The organism is Streptomyces sp. NPDC058195, from assembly GCF_042883525.1.
In the GTDB taxonomy this organism is placed as follows: domain Bacteria; phylum Actinomycetota; class Actinomycetes; order Streptomycetales; family Streptomycetaceae; genus Streptomyces.
This window is the reverse complement of sequence record NZ_JBHVVM010000053.1, coordinates 1-18,110: the sequence shown is the minus strand read 5'-3', so window position 1 is coordinate 18,110 and position 18,110 is coordinate 1. Positions and strand designations below refer to the sequence as shown.

General features: G+C 70.0%; 17 protein-coding genes. 8 read left to right on the top strand and 9 right to left on the bottom strand.

The genetic code is table 11. From position 1 onward, the window contains the following. Positions 1-41: 41 nt before the first annotated feature. The gene (locus ACFVWY_RS34865) at positions 42-2,285 is read right to left on the bottom strand and encodes a transglycosylase domain-containing protein (protein WP_389878952.1); all 2,244 of its coding nucleotides are present in this window, start codon (positions 2,283-2,285) and stop codon (positions 42-44) included. Between the two features lie 386 nt (positions 2,286-2,671). On the opposite strand from ACFVWY_RS34865, the gene ACFVWY_RS34860 reads away from it, so the two are divergent. Further along, positions 2,672-3,022: a WhiB family transcriptional regulator gene (locus tag ACFVWY_RS34860; RefSeq protein ID WP_366299087.1), complete on the top strand. Its 351-nt coding sequence runs from the start codon at positions 2,672-2,674 to the stop codon at positions 3,020-3,022. A gap of 13 nt (positions 3,023-3,035) precedes the next feature. Here the strand turns inward: ACFVWY_RS34860 and ACFVWY_RS34855 are convergent, their stop codons facing one another. After that, a complete protein-coding gene (locus ACFVWY_RS34855) occupies positions 3,036-4,517 on the bottom strand; it encodes an ArsA family ATPase (protein ID WP_389878951.1) in 1,482 nt (493 codons plus the stop codon). Next, on the bottom strand, positions 4,514-5,500 hold the full coding sequence (locus ACFVWY_RS34850) for an ArsA family ATPase (protein ID WP_389878950.1): 987 nt from the start codon (positions 5,498-5,500) through the stop codon (positions 4,514-4,516). The genes ACFVWY_RS34855 and ACFVWY_RS34850 overlap by 4 nt, the downstream gene beginning before the upstream one ends. Before the next feature lie 71 nt (positions 5,501-5,571). Between ACFVWY_RS34850 and ACFVWY_RS34845 the strand changes: the two genes are divergently transcribed. The 4 genes from ACFVWY_RS34845 to ACFVWY_RS34830 all read left to right on the top strand — a co-directional run bounded on the left by ACFVWY_RS34845 (position 5,572) and on the right by ACFVWY_RS34830 (position 8,125). Continuing rightward, positions 5,572-5,730, top strand: coding sequence for a DUF4177 domain-containing protein (locus tag ACFVWY_RS34845; protein WP_003967454.1), 159 nt, complete (start codon positions 5,572-5,574; stop codon positions 5,728-5,730). Beyond that, positions 5,730-6,200: a RidA family protein gene (locus ACFVWY_RS34840; protein WP_389878949.1), complete on the top strand. Its 471-nt coding sequence runs from the start codon at positions 5,730-5,732 to the stop codon at positions 6,198-6,200. The genes ACFVWY_RS34845 and ACFVWY_RS34840 overlap by 1 nt, the downstream gene beginning before the upstream one ends. A gap of 204 nt (positions 6,201-6,404) precedes the next feature. Further along, complete coding sequence (locus ACFVWY_RS34835; protein WP_389878948.1) at positions 6,405-7,298, top strand: NUDIX hydrolase; 894 nt, start codon at positions 6,405-6,407, stop codon at positions 7,296-7,298. After that, a complete protein-coding gene (locus ACFVWY_RS34830) occupies positions 7,295-8,125 on the top strand; it encodes an MBL fold metallo-hydrolase (RefSeq protein ID WP_389878947.1) in 831 nt (276 codons plus the stop codon). Before ACFVWY_RS34835 ends, ACFVWY_RS34830 begins: the two co-directional genes overlap by 4 nt. A 242-nt stretch (positions 8,126-8,367) precedes the next feature. On the opposite strand, the gene ACFVWY_RS34825 is transcribed toward ACFVWY_RS34830, so the two are convergent. Beyond that, a complete protein-coding gene (locus ACFVWY_RS34825; protein WP_014046869.1) occupies positions 8,368-9,042 on the bottom strand; it encodes a Crp/Fnr family transcriptional regulator in 675 nt (224 codons plus the stop codon). A 334-nt stretch (positions 9,043-9,376) separates the two neighbouring features. Between ACFVWY_RS34825 and nth the strand changes: the two genes are divergently transcribed. From nth to ACFVWY_RS34810, 3 genes are all read left to right on the top strand, one after another. Next, positions 9,377-10,279: an endonuclease III gene (nth, locus tag ACFVWY_RS34820; protein ID WP_389878946.1), complete on the top strand. Its 903-nt coding sequence runs from the start codon at positions 9,377-9,379 to the stop codon at positions 10,277-10,279. Positions 10,280-10,483: 204 nt separating this feature from the next. Further along, positions 10,484-11,146, top strand: coding sequence for an NUDIX hydrolase (locus ACFVWY_RS34815; protein ID WP_389878953.1), 663 nt, complete (start codon positions 10,484-10,486; stop codon positions 11,144-11,146). A gap of 87 nt (positions 11,147-11,233) precedes the next feature. Beyond that, the gene (locus ACFVWY_RS34810) at positions 11,234-12,439 is read left to right on the top strand and encodes a MarP family serine protease (protein ID WP_389878945.1); all 1,206 of its coding nucleotides are present in this window, start codon (positions 11,234-11,236) and stop codon (positions 12,437-12,439) included. Positions 12,440-12,526: 87 nt separating this feature from the next. Here ACFVWY_RS34810 and ACFVWY_RS34805 read toward each other — a convergent pair whose 3' ends face one another. The 5 genes from ACFVWY_RS34805 to acs form a co-directional block, all read right to left on the bottom strand. Continuing rightward, on the bottom strand, positions 12,527-12,730 hold the full coding sequence (locus ACFVWY_RS34805) for a hypothetical protein (protein WP_389878944.1): 204 nt from the start codon (positions 12,728-12,730) through the stop codon (positions 12,527-12,529). 106 nt (positions 12,731-12,836) lie between these two features. Then, positions 12,837-13,829 carry an alpha/beta fold hydrolase gene (locus ACFVWY_RS34800; RefSeq protein ID WP_389878943.1) on the bottom strand — a complete coding sequence of 331 codons (993 nt, stop codon included), beginning with the start codon at positions 13,827-13,829 and terminating at the stop codon, positions 12,837-12,839. Then, complete coding sequence (locus ACFVWY_RS34795; RefSeq protein ID WP_389878942.1) at positions 13,826-14,359, bottom strand: phage holin family protein; 534 nt, start codon at positions 14,357-14,359, stop codon at positions 13,826-13,828. Before ACFVWY_RS34795 ends, ACFVWY_RS34800 begins: the two co-directional genes overlap by 4 nt. Positions 14,360-14,405: 46 nt before the next feature. After that, a complete protein-coding gene (nhaA, locus tag ACFVWY_RS34790; RefSeq protein ID WP_389878941.1) occupies positions 14,406-15,842 on the bottom strand; it encodes a Na+/H+ antiporter NhaA in 1,437 nt (478 codons plus the stop codon). A gap of 246 nt (positions 15,843-16,088) precedes the next feature. Continuing rightward, a complete protein-coding gene (acs, locus tag ACFVWY_RS34785) occupies positions 16,089-18,053 on the bottom strand; it encodes an acetate--CoA ligase (protein ID WP_389878940.1) in 1,965 nt (654 codons plus the stop codon). Positions 18,054-18,110: the final 57 nt, after the last annotated feature.

The window sequence follows — 18,110 nt, the reverse complement described above, 5'->3', positions numbered from 1 at the left end:
GCCCCACCCCCGTCTTTGTCCTGCGCCGCGGGCCGTGTCGCTCAGGGGCCCTGGGTGCCGTCGTCGTTCCGGTCGCGGTGGTCGCCGCCGTTGTTGCCGTTGCCGCCGTTCAGGTTCGGCGGGATGGTGATGCCGGGGAACGGGTTCCCGTTGTCGGGCTTGCTGCCCCCGTCACCGGGCCGGCCGTGGTCGCGGCCCTTGTCCTTGCCCTTGTCCGGGTCGCTCTTCTGCGGGTCCGGGATGTTCACCGTGTTGAAGGGCGGGGCGGCCACCCCGCTGAGGGCGCCCGTCATCGCGTCGCGCCAGATCGGTCCGGGGACCTGCCCGCCGTACACCTTCGCCTGGTAGACGCCGCCGATGGTGATGTTCTCCATCCGGACGCCCTGGGTCGGGCTGCCGACCCAGACGGCGCCGGACATGTTCGGCGTGTAGCCGACGAACCAGGCGTTCTTGCGGAAGTCGGTGGTACCGGTCTTGCCCGCGCTGTCGCGGCTCTGGAGCCCGGCCTGCTTACCCGTACCGGAGTCGATCACGCCGCGCAGCAGCGTGTTGACCGTGTCGGCGGTCGTCGGGGACATGGCCTGCGAGCAGGAGGTCTTGGGGACCGGGAGCGCGCGGCCGTTCGCCTTGCTGACCGACATGATGGCGACCGGCGTGCAGTACGTGCCGCGGTTGGCGAAGGTGGCGTACGCGCTGGCCATCGTCAGCGGGGACATCCCCTCCGTGCCGAGCGCGATGGCCGGGGTCTGCGGCAGCTTCGCGCCGTTGCCCTGGATCACGCCGAGCTTGTCGGTCAGCTGCGTCACGGGGCAGAGGCCGATGTCCTGCACCATCTGGATGAAGTAGGTGTTGACGGACTTCGCCATCGCCTCCTTCAGCGCGTACGGGCCACGCTCCGACTCGTCCTCGTTCGGCACCGACTCGCCGTTCGTGTTCACGTACGGCTTGTCGCAGGTCTGCACCGTCGGGTAGGGCATCTCGTACGGCGAGGAGTAGACCTGCGTGGCGGGCCGTCCGCGCTCGATGGCGGCTGCCGCGACGAACGGCTTGAACGTCGAACCGCTCGGGAAGCCGTAGTTCGAACCGCCCATGTCCTTGTTGACCGAGTAGTTGTACTGGGTCTCGTTGTTCCCGAAGCCGTACGGCTTGGACTGGCCCATGCCCATGATCCGGCCGGTGCCCGGCTGTACCAGGGTCACGGCCGTCGCGACCTTGTCCGACTTGTAGACGTGCTGGGCGATCGAGTTCTGCACCGACTGCTGGGACTGCGGGTCGAGCGTGGTCCGGATCGTCAGACCGCCCCGGTTCCAGAGCTTGGCCCGGTCCTCCTTGGTCTTGCCGTAGACCGGGTCGGTGAGGAAGACATGGCGTACGTAGTCACAGAAGAAGCCGGCGCCGCTGGTCGCGGTGATGCAGCCGTTCTTCGGCTTCTTGACCCGCAGCTTGATCGGGGCCGCCTTCGCCTTGTCGGCGGCCTTCTGCGAGACGTTCCCGACATCGGCCATGCGCTGGAGCACGATGTTGCGGCGCTTGGTGGCCTCGGCCGCGTCATTGACCGGGTCGAACCGGCTCGGCGACTGCACCACACCGGCCAGCAGTGCGGACTCCTCCAGCGTCAGGTCCTTGGCCGACTTGGAGAAGTAGCGCTGGGAAGCGGCCTCGATCCCGTAGGCCTGCTGCCCGAAGAAGGTGATGTTGAGGTAGTTCTCCAGGATCTTCTTCTTGCCGAGCTCCTCCTCGACCTGGATCGCGTACTTCAGTTCCTGGATCTTGCGGCCCATCGTCTGCTGGGTGGCCTGGGCGACCTTGTCGGGGTCGTCGCCCGCCTCCTCGACGAAGACGTTCTTCACGTACTGCTGGGTCAGTGTCGACGCGCCCTGCGCGGTGCCGCCCGACTGCACGTTGCGGTTCATCGCGCGCAGGATGCCCTTGAGGTCCACGGCCCCGTGCTTGTAGAAACGGGCGTCCTCGATCGCGACGATCGCCTGCTGCATGTACGGCGAGATGTCCTTCAGCGGGACCACCTTGCGGTCACGCGAGTACACCGAGGCGATGAGGCCGCCCTTGCTGTCCAGGATCGTGGTGCGCTGGCTCAGCGGCGGAGTCTTGAGGTTGGAGGGGATTTCGTCGAATCCCTCGACCGTCCCCTTGGTCGCGAGACCCAGTGCTCCGGCGGCCGGCAGCGCGATGCCCGCGAGAACGACTCCGGAGAGTGCGGCGACACCGAGGAACTTGGCGGCCTGCTGGGTCGTCGAGAGACCCCCGCCCGAGCGCTTCTTTGGCATGGGGGCAGCCTACGTTCTCATTCGCCGGACACACGTATATGCCTTGGCCTAAGCTGCTCCCAACTGTCACAGCAGTCCGGTCCCGCATCAACCCCCGTGCACAACCCGGCCACGAACCAAGGCGCACCCGAATTCGCCTTGTGTGTCATCGAATGCCCGTTGTGAACCGGGAGAACCGTCCCGGTTCGACTGTGATGTTCTTATATGCCCTCGCCTCACTCCTCTGGGTGATCTGCCGTATACGCATAGTCCGTTCGGGCCATTCAAGATTGGGCCCGAAGGGGGTGTTGTGCTGTCGCCACCTTCCGTAACGTCCTCAACTGGCAGCGGTGAATATGCCGCTGCCGCCGTGGGGGAGCCTCGATTCGGGAGAGGACGGCGCCGTGATGGGCTGGGTAACCGACTGGAGTGCGCAGGCAGCCTGCCGCACTACCGATCCGGATGAACTGTTCGTACAAGGGGCAGCGCAGAACAGGGCCAAGGCGGTGTGCACCGGATGCCCGGTGCGGACCGAGTGCCTGGCCGATGCGCTGGACAATCGCGTCGAATTCGGCGTGTGGGGCGGGATGACCGAGCGGGAGCGTCGCGCACTGCTGCGCAGACGTCCCACGGTCACGTCCTGGCGTCGGCTGCTGGAGACCGCGCGCAGCGAGTACGAGCAGTCGACGGGCATCCTGCCCGTGGCGATCGGGCTGGACGACGACGAACTGCACGCGAGGTACGCCGCGGTGGGATAGGGCGAACGAGCGGCTACACAGCTCCGGCCGGCGCGGAAGCGGATCCGGTCGCGAGCCGGTCACCTACGGCCCGGAGCCCTTCCAGGTCGTGTACATCACCAGGCAGCGCGGCGACGTGGACCACCGCGACCTCCGGGTGCAGCGCGGTGAAGCGGTCACGTGTGCGCTGCTCGCGCGCGACCACCTGCATGCGTTCGGCATGCAGGCGCAGCAGGCCCGCGGTCAGTTCCTCGATGCTCTCCATGGTCTTTGTGTGCTCTGCGGCCTCTGCGCCCTGTGGGTCTTCCGCGGCCTCTGCGTTCTCTGTGGATTCGACGCTCTCTGTGATCTCGGCGTGCTTGCTGTTCGCGGCATGCTTGCGGTTCTTGGTGTTCGCGCGCTCGGGGGGCTCGGGCGTGACTGCGGGGGCGACGGCTGCTTCGGGGGAGTGGGCCGACCGATCACCCCGGTCACGAAGTCCAGCCTTCCCGGCCGCCTGATCCACAATGCCGACTCCGTCAAGATTTTCTGCGGCGGCGAGGGCCTGCTCGGCGGAGAGCCGGGCGGCATCGCTGCCCTGGACCCGGTTGAGCACCAGACCGGCCAGCGGCATCTCCTCCGCGGCCAGCCGTTCCACGAAGTACGCCGCCTCGCGCAGCGCGTCCCGTTCCGGCGTCGCGACGACCAGGAACGCCGTACCAGGAGCCTGGAGCAGCCGGTACGTGGCATCGGCCCGGGTACGGAATCCGCCGAACATGGTGTCCATCGCCGCGACGAAGGTCTGCACGTCACGCAGGAACTGCCCGCCGAGCAGCTTGCCCAGGGTGCCCGTCATCATCGACATCCCGACGTTCAGGAACTTCATCCCGGCCCGGCCGCCCATCTTCGCCGGTGCCATCAGCAGCTTGATGAACTTCCCGTCGAGGAACGAGCCCAGCCGCTTCGGCGCGTCCAGGAAGTCCAGCGCGGAGCGCGACGGAGGGGTGTCGACGATGATCAGGTCCCACTCGTTGCGCGCGCGCAACTGCCCGAGCTTCTCCATCGCCATGTATTCCTGGGTGCCCGCGAAGCCGGCCGACAGGGACTGGTAGAAGGGGTTCTCCAGGATCGCGCGAGCCCGGTCGGCGTCCGCGTGCGCCTCGACGATCTCGTCGAAGGTGCGCTTCATGTCGAGCATCATGGCGTGGAGCTCTCCGGCGCCCTCGCCGGTGTCCTCGATGCCCGGCACCCGGCGCGGGACGTTGTCCAGCGAGTCGATGCCCATGGACTGGGCGAGCCTGCGGGCCGGGTCGATGGTGAGGACGACGACCTTCCGGCCGCGTTCGGCGGCCCGTACGCCGAGGGCCGCGGCGGTCGTGGTCTTGCCGACTCCGCCCGAGCCGCAGCAGACGACGATCCGGATGTCCGGGTCGTCGAGCAGCGCGTCGGTGTCCAGGATGAGAGCGGGAGCGGGGCTGGGATCGGAGGCGGCGGTGTCCTCGCCCTGGTTCTTGTCCACGTGCTGCGCCCTGGTCATGCGTCCACCGCCTGTGCCGCTTCGTCGACCACACCTTGTTTGCGGAGCTCGATCGCCAGTTCGTAGAGACCGGCCGGGTCCATCCCCTCCCCGATCAGCGGGAGTTCGTACTCGGGCAGCCCCAGCTCCGCGAGTACGGCGCGTTGTTCGCGTTCCAGCCCGACGCGCTGGGCATGCTCGGCGGCCTGCTCGACCAGCGGGCGTACGAGCGCGGCGGAGCCGGTCACCCCGGCCCGGGTCAGCGCCTTGGCGATCTCCTTGCGGCGGCCGCCCGCGGCGGTGCGCAGGGTGTCCTCGTCCAGCAGATGGGGCCGCACCATGTTCACGATGACCCGGCCCACCGGCAGTTCGGCGGCGCGCAGTTCGGCGATGCCGTCGGCGGTCTCCTGGACCGGCATCTCCTCCAGGAGCGTCACCAGGTGGACGGCGGTCTCGGGGGACTTCAGCACGCGCATCACGGCCTGGGCCTGGTTGTGTATCGGTCCGATCCGGGCCAGCCCGGCCACCTCGTCGTTCACGTTGAGGAAGCGGGTGACGCGCCCGGTGGGCGGTGCGTCCATGATCACGTGGTCGTAGACGTACCGGTTCTGCTTGTCCTTGCGGCGCACGGCTTCGCAGGCCTTGCCGGTCAGCAGCACGTCCCGCACGCCGGGCGCGATCGTGGTGGCGAAGTCGATCGCGCCGAGCTTCTTGAGCGCCCGGCCCGCGCCGCCCAGCTTGTAGAACATCTGGAGGTAGTCGAGCAGGGCGCGCTCGGCGTCGATCGCGAGGGCGTACACCTCGCCGCCGCCCGGCGCGACGGCGATCTTGCGCTCCTCGTACGGAAGGGGCTCTGTCTCGAAGAGCTGGGCGATGCCCTGCCTGCCCTCGACCTCCACGAGAAGAGTGCGCTTGCCCTCGGTCGCGAGGGCAAGCGCGAGGGCGGCGGCGACCGTGGTCTTACCGGTACCGCCCTTGCCACTGACGACCTGGAACCTGCTCACGTATTCGAGCCTAACCAGTCGTGCCGCACGCTACGCACGAGGCCGTGCGTGCCAGGTATTACAGTCGGGCCATGACCAAGTGGGAATACGCGACCGTGCCCCTTCTCGTGCACGCGACCAAGCAGATTCTGGACACCTGGGGCGAGGACGGCTGGGAGCTGGTCCAGGTCGTTCCCGGCCCGAACAACCCCGAGCAGCTCGTGGCCTACCTGAAGCGGGAGAAGGCGTAATGGCGGGCGCGGTCGAGGCGCAGCTCGCCGAGCTCGGGCTGAAGCTCCCGGACGTGGTGCCGCCGCTGGCCTCGTACCAGCCGGCCGTGCGGTCCGGGGTGTATGTGTACACCTCGGGCCAGTTGCCGATGGTGGACGGCAAGCTGGCGGTCACCGGCAAGGTCGGTGCCGAGGTCACGCCCGACGAGGCCAAGGACCTGGCGCGGACCTGCGCGCTCAACGCGCTGGCCGCCGTGAAGTCCGTCGCGGGCGATCTGGACCGGATCGCCCGGGTGGTGAAGGTCGTGGGCTTCGTCGCCTCGGCTTCCGACTTCACCGGTCAGCCCGCCGTGATCAACGGCGCCAGTGAGCTGCTGGGCCAGGTGCTCGGCGAGAGGGGCGTGCACGCGCGGAGCGCGGTGGGCGTCGCGGTGCTGCCGCTGGATGCGCCGGTCGAGGTCGAGATCCAGGTCGAGCTGACCGAAGCCTGATCCTGGGCTGCATTTTCTACCGCTTTCAAACGCTTTCCGATGCTTTTCGATCCCGTCCGGTCATGGCGACCGGGCGGGATCGTGCGTACGCGCGTCGTGGCCGTCGCGCACGGGTGCGTGCGGCGCGTGCGACGCGCCCTTCGCACCCGTGCGCGAATGTGTGCACCTCTCGAACATCGGCGCGGTTCCGGATAGCCTCCGGCCATGTCCAATGGTCAGTGGTACCCACCGGAATGGCCCGACCGGATCCGGGCACTTGCCGCAGGTGAGCTGAGGCCCGGAACCCCGAAGCGGGCCGCCACCGTGATGCTGCTCCGGGACTCCGCCGCCGGCACCGGGAACGGCCCCGCCGTCCACATGCTGCGCCGTCGCACCTCCATGGCCTTCGCCGGAGGCGCGTACGCCTATCCGGGTGGCGGGGTCGACCCGCGCGACGACGACCGGCTGGTGAGCTGGGCCGGACCCGCGCTGGAGAGCTGGGCGGAGCGGCTGGGCGTCGCGACCCCGGCCGAGGCCCAGGCCATCGTGTGCGCGGCGGTCCGCGAGACGTACGAGGAGGCGGGCGTCCTGCTCGCCGGGCCGAGCGCCGACACGGTGGTCAGCGACACCACGGGCGCCGACTGGGAGGCCGACCGGGAGGCGCTGGTCGCCCGGGAGCTGTCCTTCGCCGAGTTCCTCGACCGGCGGGGCCTGGTGCTCCGCTCCGACCTGCTGGGCGCCTGGGCGCGCTGGATCACCCCCGAGTTCGAGCCCCGCCGCTACGACACCTGGTTCTTCGTCGCCGCGCTCCCCGAGGGCCAGCGCACCCGCAACGCCTCCACGGAGGCCGACCGCACGGTGTGGATCGCGCCCGGCGAGGCTGCCGACGGCTATGACCGGGGCGAGCTGCTGATGATGCCGCCGACCGTGGCCACGCTGCGGACGCTGAGGCCCTACGGGACGGCCGCGGAGGCCCTGAAGGCGGCGGAGTCCCAGGACCTCGCCCCCGTGCTGGCACAGGCGAGGCTGGAGGGGGACGAGCTGGTGCTGAGCTGGCCGGGGCACGACGAGTTCACCAAGCACATACCGGGTGGCGGCACGGGCGGTGAGGCCGGATGAGCGAGGCCGCGGCCCTTCCCGGGCAGCCGCGCGGCGGGGTCCTGTCCGGCCCCGCCACCAGCCGTACCGTCAACGTCCTCGCCCCCAACGCCTCGCCGATGACGCTGGACGGCACGAACACCTGGATCGTCGCGGAGCCCGATTCCGACCTGGCCGTCGTCATCGACCCGGGCCCGCTGGACGAGGGGCACCTGAGGGCCGTGATCGACGCCGCCGGGCGGTCCGGCCGCCGGATCGCGCTCACCGTGCTCACCCACGGGCACCCCGACCACGCGGAGGGCGCGGCCCGCTTCGCCGAGCTGACCCGTACGAAGGTGCGCGCGCTGGATCCGGCGCTGCGGCTGGGCGACGAGGGGCTGACCGCGGGCGATGTGATCACCACCGGCGGTCTGGAACTCCGGGTGGTGCCGACCCCGGGCCACACCGCGGACTCGCTCGCCTTCCACCTGCCCGCCGACCGGGCGGTGCTGACCGGGGACACCGTCCTCGGGCGCGGCACGACGGTCGTCGCGCATCCGGACGGGCGGCTCGGCGACTACCTCGACTCGTTGCGGCGGCTGCGTTCGCTGACCGTCGACGACGGTGTGCACACGGTGCTGCCGGGGCACGGGCCGGTGCTGGACGACGCGCAGGGCGCGATCGAGTTCTACCTCGCGCACCGCGCCCACCGGCTGGCCCAGGTGGAGTCGGCGGTCGAGGCCGGGTACCGGACGGCGCCGGAGGTGGTGGCGCAGGTGTACGCGGACGTGGACCGTTCCCTGTGGCCCGCGGCGCAGCTCTCGGTGCTCGCACAGCTGGAGTACCTGGGCGAGCACGGGCTGGTCTGAGCACGGGCCGGTCCGACAGGGGCTGCGTACGCGCCGCTCCGGGCAGGGCTGCGTACGTGCCGCTCCGGGCGCGGGCCGGTCCGGGCACGTGGTGCGCGGGGCCGGTGGGCGGTCCGGGGCCGGTGAGCCGCCCGGAAGACGCGTGAGGCCCCGCCGTCCGGCGGGGCCTTGCGTGACACGTGGTGCGTACGTGGCATACGCGACAGGGGCGCTCCCTGGGGCCTGACAGGCCCGGCGGGGTCCTAGCGGGACCGCTTCGCCAGGCGCTCCACGTCCAGCAGGATCACGGCGCGGGCCTCCAGGCGGAGCCAGCCGCGTCCGGCGAAGTCGGCGAGCGCCTTGTTGACCGTCTCGCGGGAGGCGCCGACCAACTGGGCCAGCTCTTCCTGGGTCAGGTCGTGGACGACGTGAATGCCTTCCTCCGACTGGACGCCGAAGCGGCGCGACAGGTCGAGAAGGGCGCGGGCGACTCGGCCCGGCACGTCGGAGAAGACCAGGTCGGACATCTGGTCGTTGGTCTTGCGCAGGCGGCGGGCGACAGCGCGCAGCAGGGCCGTTGCCACCTCGGGGCGGGCGTTCAGCCAGGGCTGGAGGTCGCCGTGGCCGAGGCCGAGGAGCTTGACCTCGGTCAGCGCGGTGGCGGTCGCGGTGCGCGGGCCCGGGTCGAAGAGCGAGAGCTCACCGATCAGCTCGCCGGGGCCGAGGACCGCCAGCATGTTCTCGCGGCCGTCGGGGGAGGTGCGGTGGAGCTTCACCTTCCCCTCGGTGACCACATAGAGGCGGTCGCCCGGGTCGCCCTCGTGGAAGAGCGCGTCACCGCGTGCGAGCGTCACCTCACTCATCGAGGCGCGGAGCTCCGCGGCCTGCTCATCATCGAGCGCCGCGAAAAGCGGGGCGCGCCGCAGAACGTCGTCCACGAATTCTCTCCTTGTCGGCCTGTACAGGGAACCGTGGTCCCCATCATGCCGGACGGTAAAACAGTGCGATCAATCACAAACCAGTTTGACGCACGGGCGTGCCGAACCGTGCGGCAGGGGGCCGATCGGGGGCGGATGCACGGTGACAGGGGCGGATGTCAGTGCGTGGCTCTAGGCTGGCCGGGTGTCCAAACCGCCGGTGAGAGCGCAGGCCAAGGGGGCTGATGGGGTGTCGGGAGGACGTGATTCCGCTGTGGGCGAACAGGGTTCGATTCACCCGCGGAGAGCGGCGAGAGCAGGAGCCGCCAAGACCGCCGGAGGGACCGGGGCCGGGATGACCAAGACCGGAACCGGAGCGACCGGAACGGGAACGACCCAAAGCGGAACAGCCAAAAGCGGAACGGCGAAAACCGGAACGGCCAGGGGCAAGGCCGGGACCGGGACCGGGGCCGGGAGCGGAGCCGGACGGAAGCCGGAATCCCGGCTGGCGATGGTGCGCCGGGCCCGCCGCATCAACCGCGAGCTCGCCGAGCTCTACCCGTACGCCCACCCCGAGCTGGACTTCCGGAATCCCTTCGAGCTCCTGGTCGCCACGGTCCTCTCCGCCCAGACCACCGACCTGAGGGTCAACCAGACCACCCCCGCGCTCTTCGCCGCCTACCCCACCCCCGAGGACATGGCCGCGGCCGTCCCGGAGGAGATGGAGGAGCTGATCCGGCCGACCGGGTTCTTCCGGGCCAAGACCAAGTCGCTGATAGGGCTCTCCGTGGCGCTCAGGGACCGCTTCGGGGGCGAGGTGCCGGGCCGGCTCGACGATCTCGTCACGCTCCCCGGGGTCGGCCGCAAGACCGCCAACGTCGTGCTGGGCAATGCCTTCGGTGTCCCCGGGATCACCGTCGACACCCACTTCGGCCGCCTGGTCCGCCGCTGGCGGTGGACGGAACAGGAGGACCCGGAGAAGGTCGAGGCCGAGATCGCCACGATCTTCCCCAAGAGCGAGTGGACGATGCTTTCGCACCGCGTCGTCTTCCACGGCCGCCGCATCTGCCACTCCCGCAATCCCGCCTGCGGCGCCTGCCCGATCGCCCCTCTCTGCCCCGCGTACGGCGAGGGCGAGACGGACCCCGAGAAGGCCCGGAAGCTGCTGAAGTACGAGATGGGCGGCCGTCCGGGGCAGCGGCTCAGCCCGCCGGCCGACTACCCGGGCAAGCCCGCGCCGCCGCTCGGCGCCGGCTGACGCACGGGCCCCGGTCCCGCGCGTCCGGTTCCGGCCGGTGCTGGGTCGGCCGGAACGAAAAGCGTGACGACAGTCGTTGTGAGACGAGGGGTGCCTGTGAAGACGCATGAACAGAGAACAGCTGCGGAGTCGGCCGCCGACGGTGCCGTCGGCAACCGCGCTAACGCCGCCGGTGCCGGTGCCGGTTCCGGTTCCGAGGGCGCGATCGCGGTCACGGCCGAGGGGCTGCCGTCCTGGCTCGACCCCGTCGCGCACGCCGCGCGGACGGTCCAGCCCGACCAGCTCAGCCGCTTCCTGCCGCCGGAGAGCGGTGCCGGGCGGCAGTCCGCCGTGCTCGTGCTCTTCGGCGAGGGGGAGCGCGGTCCGGAACTGCTGCTCATGGAGCGGTCCGGCAGTCTGCGTTCGCACGCCGGACAGCCGTCCTTCCCCGGAGGCTCCCTGGATCCGGAGGACGGAGACCAGGCGACCACCGGGCCGCTCAGAGCGGCGTTGCGGGAGGCCAGGGAGGAGACCGGCCTCGATCCGCGGGGGGTCCAGGTCTTCGGCGTGCTGCCCCGGCTGTACATCCCGGTGAGTGGCTTCGTCGTGACGCCGGTCCTCGGCTGGTGGCGCTCGCCGAGCCCGGTCGGCGTCGTCGATCCGGGGGAGACCGCCCGGGTGTTCACCGTTGCCGTGGCGGATCTCACGGACCCGGCCAACCGCGCGACCGCGGTTCATCCGAGCGGACACAGCGGCCCCGCGTTCCTGGTCGAATCCGCCCTGGTGTGGGGTTTCACGGCCGGGGTGATCGACCGCATCCTGCACTTCGCGGGCTGGGAGCGGCCCTGGGACCAGGCCAAGCAGGTGCCGCTGGACTGGCGTGCATGACAGGCTGACCCGTGCTGCGCTGTCCGGCCCGCCCGGACCCAGCCGAAGGGGAACGGGCCCGGTGACGAATCTGCGAGGCTATAGACGGTGAACGTGCTGGACATCCTGCTGCTGGCCGCCGCCGTGTGGTTCGCGGTCATCGGCTACCGACAGGGGTTCGTCGTCGGCATCCTGTCGGTGATGGGCTTCCTGGGGGGCGGTCTCGTCGCCGTCTACCTGCTGCCGATCCTGTGGGACCAGCTGACGAACGGCTCCGAAGTCTCGTCGACGGCCGCCATCGTTGCCGTCGTCATCGTGATCGTCTGCGCCTCGGTGGGCCAGGCGTTCACCACGCACCTCGGCAACAAGCTGCGTCGGCACATCACCTGGTCGCCCGCGCGCGCCCTCGACGCCACCGGTGGCGCCCTGGTCAACGTCGTAGCGATGCTGCTGGTCGCCTGGCTGATCGGCTCCGCGCTGGCCGGTACGACCCTGCCGACGCTGGGTAAGGAGGTCCGCAGCTCATCGGTTCTGCTCGGGGTCTCCCGGGTGATGCCCAACCAGGCGTCGAGCTGGTTCACGGACTTCTCCTCGATCCTCGCGCAGAACGGCTTCCCGCAGGTCTTCAGCCCGTTCGCCAACGAGCCGATCACCGAGGTCCGGGCTCCGGACCCGGCGCTGGTCGGCAGCCCCGTCGCGGCTCGCGCCCAGAAGTCGATCGTCAAGGTCGTCGGTACGGCGCCGAGCTGCGGCAAGGTCCTCGAAGGCACCGGATTCGTCTTCTCCGACCGCCGGGTGATGACCAACGCCCATGTCGTCGGCGGCGTCGAAGAGCCGACCGTCCAGATCGGCGGACAGGGCCGGCTGTACGACGCGAAGGTCGTCCTGTACGACTGGCGCCGCGACATCGCCGTGCTCGACGTACCGGACCTCGACGCGAAGCCGCTGAAGTTCGCCAGCACCGGCCACGACGCCCGCAGCGGCGACAGCGCCATCGTCGCGGGCTTCCCGGAGAACGGCTCGTACGACGTACGGGCCGCGCGCGTACGCGGCCGCATCGACGCCAAGGGCCCGGACATCTATCGCCGGAGCACCGTCCGCCGCGATGTGTACTCCCTCTACGCGACGGTCCGCCAGGGCAACTCCGGCGGCCCGCTGCTGACTCCGCAGGGCGATGTGTACGGTGTCGTCTTCGCCAAGTCGCTCGACGACCCCGACACCGGCTACGCGCTGACGGCCGACGAGATCCGCCAGGACATCGAGCGCGGCCGGTCCGCCAACCAGCAGGTCGACAGCCAGGCATGCGCGCTCTGATGCACCGTCGCCCGCCGGGGCGGGGGAGAGCGCCGAGGTGACGCCCCGCCCGGCCGGTGAGCCCTCACCGGCCGACCGGGGCGGAGGCTATCCGCGTGGATGGCGCAATCGCGCCGAGACCCAGCGGGCCCGACGGCGCAGAATGCGCGGAATGCCCAGCTGGGGATCGTGCAGACCATGCATTTCGCGCACCCGGCCCTGCGGGCCGTCCCCCTCGTGAGTGCTCGGACCAGCCGTGGCGGTCGAGCGGCGGTTGCGTGCTGCGTCACCGAAGTCGTGCGTCCAGCCCATACCGGGACGTCTGCCCGTGCCTCATGGTCGGTAATCGCCCATCCGTCAGCCAATTGGCCTATGCGTCGGGCAATTGGCTGTTCGCCGGACAACTGCACGCGTACGGCTACCGATCGGGCTCGGGATCCTTGAGCCAGCTGATGAGTTCGGCGGAGAAGCCGATCGGGTCCTCCTCGTGCGGGAAGTGTCCCAGACCGTCGAAAAGTCGCCATCGGTACGGCGCTTCGACGTACTTGCCGGAACCGGCCGAACTGCGCGTGCGGACCGCCGTGTCGAGCGAGCCATGCAGGTGCAGTGTCGGTACCCGCACCGGCAGCTTCATCCGGCGGTTGAACTGGATTCCGTCCGGCCGGGCGAGGGAGCGCACCATCCAGCGGTACGGCTCGATCGAGCAGTGCGCCGTCGACGGGATGCACATCGCGCGCCGGTAGGCGTCCAGCGTCGCGTCGTCGGGGAAGTCCGGGGTGCGGGGACCGGCCCAGTCCTGGATCAGCTGGCCGACCAGGGCCCCGTCCTCCGCGACGAGCTGACGTTCCGGCACCCAGGGGCGCTGGAAGCCCCAGACGTACGAGCCGGCCCGGGTCTGCGCGGGGTCGGAGAGCATCGAGGAGCGCCAGCGGCGCGGGTGCGGCATGGACGAGACCACCAGGCGGCGCACCAGCTTCGGGCGCATCACGGCGGCCGTCCAGGCGAGGTAGCCGCCCAGATCATGGCCAACCAGGGCCGCGTCCGGCTCACCGAGCGAGCGGATCACGCCGGTGACGTCGAGTGCCAGGTTGGCGGGGTCGTAGCCCCGGGGCGTACGGTCGCTGCCGCCGACCCCGCGCAGATCCATCGCCACGGCCCGGAAACCGGCGTCGGCCAGCGCGGTGAGCTGGTGGCGCCAGGTCCACCAGAACTGCGGGAAGCCGTGCAGCAGCAGCACCAGCGGCCCCTCGCCGAGCTCGGCGATGTGGAAACGGGCGCCGTTGGCCGCCACGTCCCGGTGGGTCCAGGGCCCGTCGATCCGCACCGGCCCGCCGGAGCCGACCGGGCCGGAGGGGCCGCCGGAGCCGGACGAGGCGCCGGGGCCGGATGAGCTGGAATCGCGGACCGTCATGCAGACGAGCGTGCCACACCGGAGGGCTTGTCCTGGACCGGAGCCTTCTCCGTGCCGGTTCCCGTCAGGGTGCTGCCCGAGACGGCCGGACGGCGCGTACCGGCGGGGATGACGGGCCGAGGGTGCGGCTTGACGCCCTGGAGCACGGCCGCGGTCTGCTTGGCCGAGGCGATGGACTTCTCCGGCGGCTTGACCTTCTTGAACTTGGCGATGGCGAACAGCGCGAACAGCAGACCCAGGATGATGAAGGCGCCTCCCACGATCAGGAACGACCAGGCCAGCCCGAGCCCCAGATTGTGGATTCCGTACGCCGCCGCGAAGCTCAGTACCGGGATCGCGAACAGGAAGAGCACACCCGCGACGATGATCACCACGCTGCCGGTGACCCCGCGCCTGACGTCCTGTCGTACCTCGGCCTTGGCCAGGGCGATCTCGTCGTGCACCAGTGCGGACATCTCGGCCGTCGCCGTGGCTACCAGCTGCCCGAGACTGCGGTCGGCGTGGCCCGCGTTGTTGCCGGGGTCGCTCATCCCTGACTCCCTCTTCTGCTCTCCTGCCAACACATCTGGTGTCAGATCATGCCGGACTGTCCGGCTTGCTGCTCGCTGCCCCCGCCAGTTCGGCAAGGCGTCGGTGCTCCGCGGCCTTCTTCTCGTGGATCGCGGCCATCCGCAGGTGGTACTCCGGGTCGTCCTGCTCGTACACGTCGGGCACCCCGTCCGCGTCCTCGTCGAGCTCCTCCGCCTCGTGCAGCGTGCGGTACTTCCGTACGCGGAGTTTGAGCAGCACAGTGGCGAGGACGGCGGCCGTCAGGGAACCGAACAGTACGGCGGCCTTGACCTCGTTGATCGTGTTCTGGTCCCCGGCGAAGGCCAGCTCGTCGATGAGCAGGGAGACGGTGAAACCGATCCCCGCGAGTGTGGCGACCGCGAAGACGTCTGCCCAGGCCAGGTCCTTGTTCAGCTCCGCCTTGCTGAAGCGGGCGGCCAGCCACGTACCGCCGAAGATGCCGACGGTCTTGCCGACGACCAGGCCCAGAACGACCCCGAGCGTCTCGGGGCGGGTGAAGATGTGCGCCAGCGCGCCGCCGGAGAGGGCGACACCGGCGGAGAAGAGCGCGAACAGCGGTACGGCGAGGCCGGCCGACAGCGGGCGGACCAGATGCTCGATGCGCTCGCCGGGCGAGTGGGCCTCGCCCTCGCGCCGGGTGCAGCGGAGCATCAGGCCCATGGCGACGCCGGCGATCGTGGCGTGGATGCCGCTGTTGTACATCAGGCCCCAGATGACCAGGGCGAGCGGTACGTAGACGTACCAGCCGCGCACGTTCATGCGCAGCAGCAGGTAGAAGACGGCCAGCCCGGCGAAGGCGCCGCCCAGCGCCATGAAGTTGATCTGTTCGGTGAAGAAGACCGCGATGATCAGGATCGCGAAGAGGTCGTCGACGACGGCGAGCGTCAGCAGGAAGGCGCGCAGCGCGTTCGGCAGCGAGGTGCCGATGACCGCGAGCACAGCGAGCGCGAAGGCGATGTCCGTGGCGGTGGGTACGGCCCAGCCGCCCGTCGAGCCTCCGCCGACCACGTTGACCACGACGTAGACGAGGGCCGGGACCGCCATTCCGCACAGCGCGGCGACGACCGGGAGGGCCGCTGCCTTGGGGTCGCGCAGCTCGCCCGCGACCAGTTCCCGTTTGAGCTCGACGCCCGCGACGAAGAAGAAGATCGCGAGCAGCCCGTCCGCCGCCCAGTGCGCCACGGAGAGGTTGAGGCCCAGCGACTCGGGCCCGAGGTGGAAGTCGCTGACAGCGGAGTAACTGGAACCGAAGGCGTTCGCCCACACCAGAGCGGCTATCGCGGCGATGAGCAGGATGACGCCGCCGACGGTCTCGGTGCGCAGGGCGTCGGTGAGGTAGTTCCGCTCGGGAAGGGAGAGCCGGCCGAGAAAGGTACGGCGGCTGGGGGTGGGCGCGGCCACGGGTGAGGACCTCCGGGTCGGTCGGTTCGGCAGCGATGGCATGGCTGATGCACTTGCCGACCAGACTTCCCGGCACCCCTGTGGAGATTTTCTTATTGACTTGTTTACGCGTCTTTCACTGTACCCGGGGTGCGCGGGGCTACACCCGATGATCTTCGCTTGGAAGGCCCGGAAAGCACCCGGGAAACGCGCAAGGGGCATCCGGCGTGTTACCGGATGCCCCTCGGGAGGACTCGTCAGCGCCCTCGCGGCCTTTCAGCCCGCGCAGCCTTCAGCCCTTGCGGCTTCTCAGTCCTCGGAGGAGGACGACGGCAGCTGGTTCTGGATGAGGTCCATCACCGAGGAGTCGGTGAGGGTCGTGACATCGCCCAGCTCGCGGTTCTCGGCGACATCGCGCAGCAGACGCCGCATGATCTTGCCGGAGCGGGTCTTCGGCAGCTCGGCGACCGGCAGGACCCGCTTCGGCTTGGCAATCGGGCCGAGGGTGGCGCCGACGTGGTTGCGCAGGTCGGCGACGAGCTGGTCGGAGGCCTCGGCCGAACCACGCAGTATCACGAAGGCGACGATGGACTGGCCGGTCGTCTCGTCGGCGGCGCCGACCACGGCAGCCTCGGCGACCGAGGGGTGCGAGACGAGCGCCGACTCGACCTCGGTGGTCGAGATGTTGTGCCCGGACACGAGCATCACGTCGTCGACCCGGCCGAGCAGCCAGATGTCGCCGTCCTCGTCCTTCTTGGCGCCGTCCCCGGCGAAGTACTTGCCCTCGAAGCGCGACCAGTAGGTGTCGATGAAGCGCTGGTCGTCGCCCCAGATGGTGCGGAGCATCGACGGCCACGGCTCGGTGAGGACGAGGTAGCCGCCCCCGCCGTTCGGAACCTCGTTGGCCTCGTCGTCGACGACGGTGGCCGCGATCCCGGGCAGGGCGCGCTGGGCGCTGCCCGGCTTGGTCTCCGTCACACCCGGCAGCGGCGAGATCATCATCGCGCCGGTCTCGGTCTGCCACCAGGTGTCCACGATCGGGCACGTGTCGGCGCCGATGTGCTTGCGGTACCACATCCAGGCCTCGGGGTTGATCGGCTCACCGACCGAACCGAGAATCCGGAGGCTGCTCAGGTCGAACTTGGCGGGGATGTCGTCTCCCCACTTCATGAACGTGCGGATCGCGGTCGGCGCGGTGTAGAGGATCGTGACGCCGTACTTCTGCACGATCTCCCAGAAACGCCCCTGGTGCGGGGAGTCGGGCGTGCCCTCGTACATGACCTGCGTCGCGCCGTTGGCCAGCGGGCCGTAGACGATGTACGAGTGGCCGGTCACCCAGCCGATGTCGGCGGTGCACCAGAAGACATCGGTCTCCGGCTTGAGATCGAAGACCGCGTTGTGGGTGTACGCCGCCTGCGTCAGGTAGCCGCCGGAGGTGTGCAGGATGCCCTTCGGCTTACCCGTCGTGCCGGAGGTGTAGAGGATGAAGAGCGGCTGCTCCGCCTCGAAGGCCTCGGGGGTGTGCTCGGCGGGCTGGCGGCCGGTGATCTCGTGCCACCAGATGTCCCGGCCCTCGGTCCACGCGGTGTCCTGGCCGGTGCGCCGGACCACGACGACGTGCTCGACGCTGTCGATACGGGACACGGCGTCGTCCACGGCGGGCTTCAGCGCGGACGGCTTGCCACGGCGGTAGCCGCCGTCGGCGGTGATGACGACCTTGGCGTCCGCGTCCTGGATGCGGGCGGCGATGGCGTCGGCGGAGAAGCCGCCGAAGACCACCGAGTGCGCGGCCCCGATGCGGGCGCAGGCCAGCATCGCGATGGCGGCCTCGGGGATCATCGGGAGGTAGACCGCGACCCGGTCGCCCTTGCCGACACCGAGCTCGATGAGCGCGTTGGCGGCCCGCGAGACCTCTTCCTTCAGCTGTGCGTAGGTGATGGCGCGGCTGTCGCCGGGCTCACCCTCGAAGTGGATGGCCACCCGGTCGCCGTTGCCGGCCTCGACGTGGCGGTCCACGCAGTTGTACGCGACGTTGAGCTTGCCGTCCGCGAACCACTTCGCGAAGGGCGGATTGCTCCAGTCGAGCGTCTCGGTCGGCTCCGTGGCCCAGGTCAGGCGGCGGGCCTGCTCGGCCCAGAAGCCCAGCCGGTCCGCCTCTGCCTGCTCGTACGCCTCCGCCTTGACGTTGGCGTTCGCGGCCAGATCGGCAGGCGGTGCGAACCTCCGCTCCTCACGAAGCAGATTGGAGAGGGAAGGACTTTCGTTGCTGGTCATGCTGGGTACCATCCCGGGTGGTTTAGACCAATAGCTAGACGGCATTGTCTGGTGACA

Bases quoted from the DNA above. Each gene is read 5' to 3' on its own strand.
- ACFVWY_RS34795 (WP_389878942.1), bottom strand. From the start codon at position 14,359: ATGAGCGACCCCGGCAACAACGCGGGCCACGCCGACCGCAGTCTCGGG.
- nhaA (WP_389878941.1), bottom strand. From the start codon at position 15,842: ATGCCATCGCTGCCGAACCGACCGACCCGGAGGTCCTCACCCGTGGCC.
- nth (WP_389878946.1), top strand. From the start codon at position 9,377: ATGACCAAGACCGGAACCGGAGCGACCGGAACGGGAACGACCCAAAGC.
- ACFVWY_RS34840 (WP_389878949.1), top strand. From the start codon at position 5,730: ATGGCGGGCGCGGTCGAGGCGCAGCTCGCCGAGCTCGGGCTGAAGCTC.
- ACFVWY_RS34845 (WP_003967454.1), top strand. From the start codon at position 5,572: ATGACCAAGTGGGAATACGCGACCGTGCCCCTTCTCGTGCACGCGACC.
- acs (WP_389878940.1), bottom strand. From the start codon at position 18,053: ATGACCAGCAACGAAAGTCCTTCCCTCTCCAATCTGCTTCGTGAGGAG.
- ACFVWY_RS34865 (WP_389878952.1), bottom strand. From the start codon at position 2,285: ATGCCAAAGAAGCGCTCGGGCGGGGGTCTCTCGACGACCCAGCAGGCC.
- ACFVWY_RS34860 (WP_366299087.1), top strand. From the start codon at position 2,672: ATGGGCTGGGTAACCGACTGGAGTGCGCAGGCAGCCTGCCGCACTACC.
- ACFVWY_RS34805 (WP_389878944.1), bottom strand. From the start codon at position 12,730: ATGGGCTGGACGCACGACTTCGGTGACGCAGCACGCAACCGCCGCTCG.
- ACFVWY_RS34800 (WP_389878943.1), bottom strand. From the start codon at position 13,829: ATGACGGTCCGCGATTCCAGCTCATCCGGCCCCGGCGCCTCGTCCGGC.
- ACFVWY_RS34835 (WP_389878948.1), top strand. From the start codon at position 6,405: ATGTCCAATGGTCAGTGGTACCCACCGGAATGGCCCGACCGGATCCGG.
- ACFVWY_RS34830 (WP_389878947.1), top strand. From the start codon at position 7,295: ATGAGCGAGGCCGCGGCCCTTCCCGGGCAGCCGCGCGGCGGGGTCCTG.
- ACFVWY_RS34855 (WP_389878951.1), bottom strand. From the start codon at position 4,517: ATGACCAGGGCGCAGCACGTGGACAAGAACCAGGGCGAGGACACCGCC.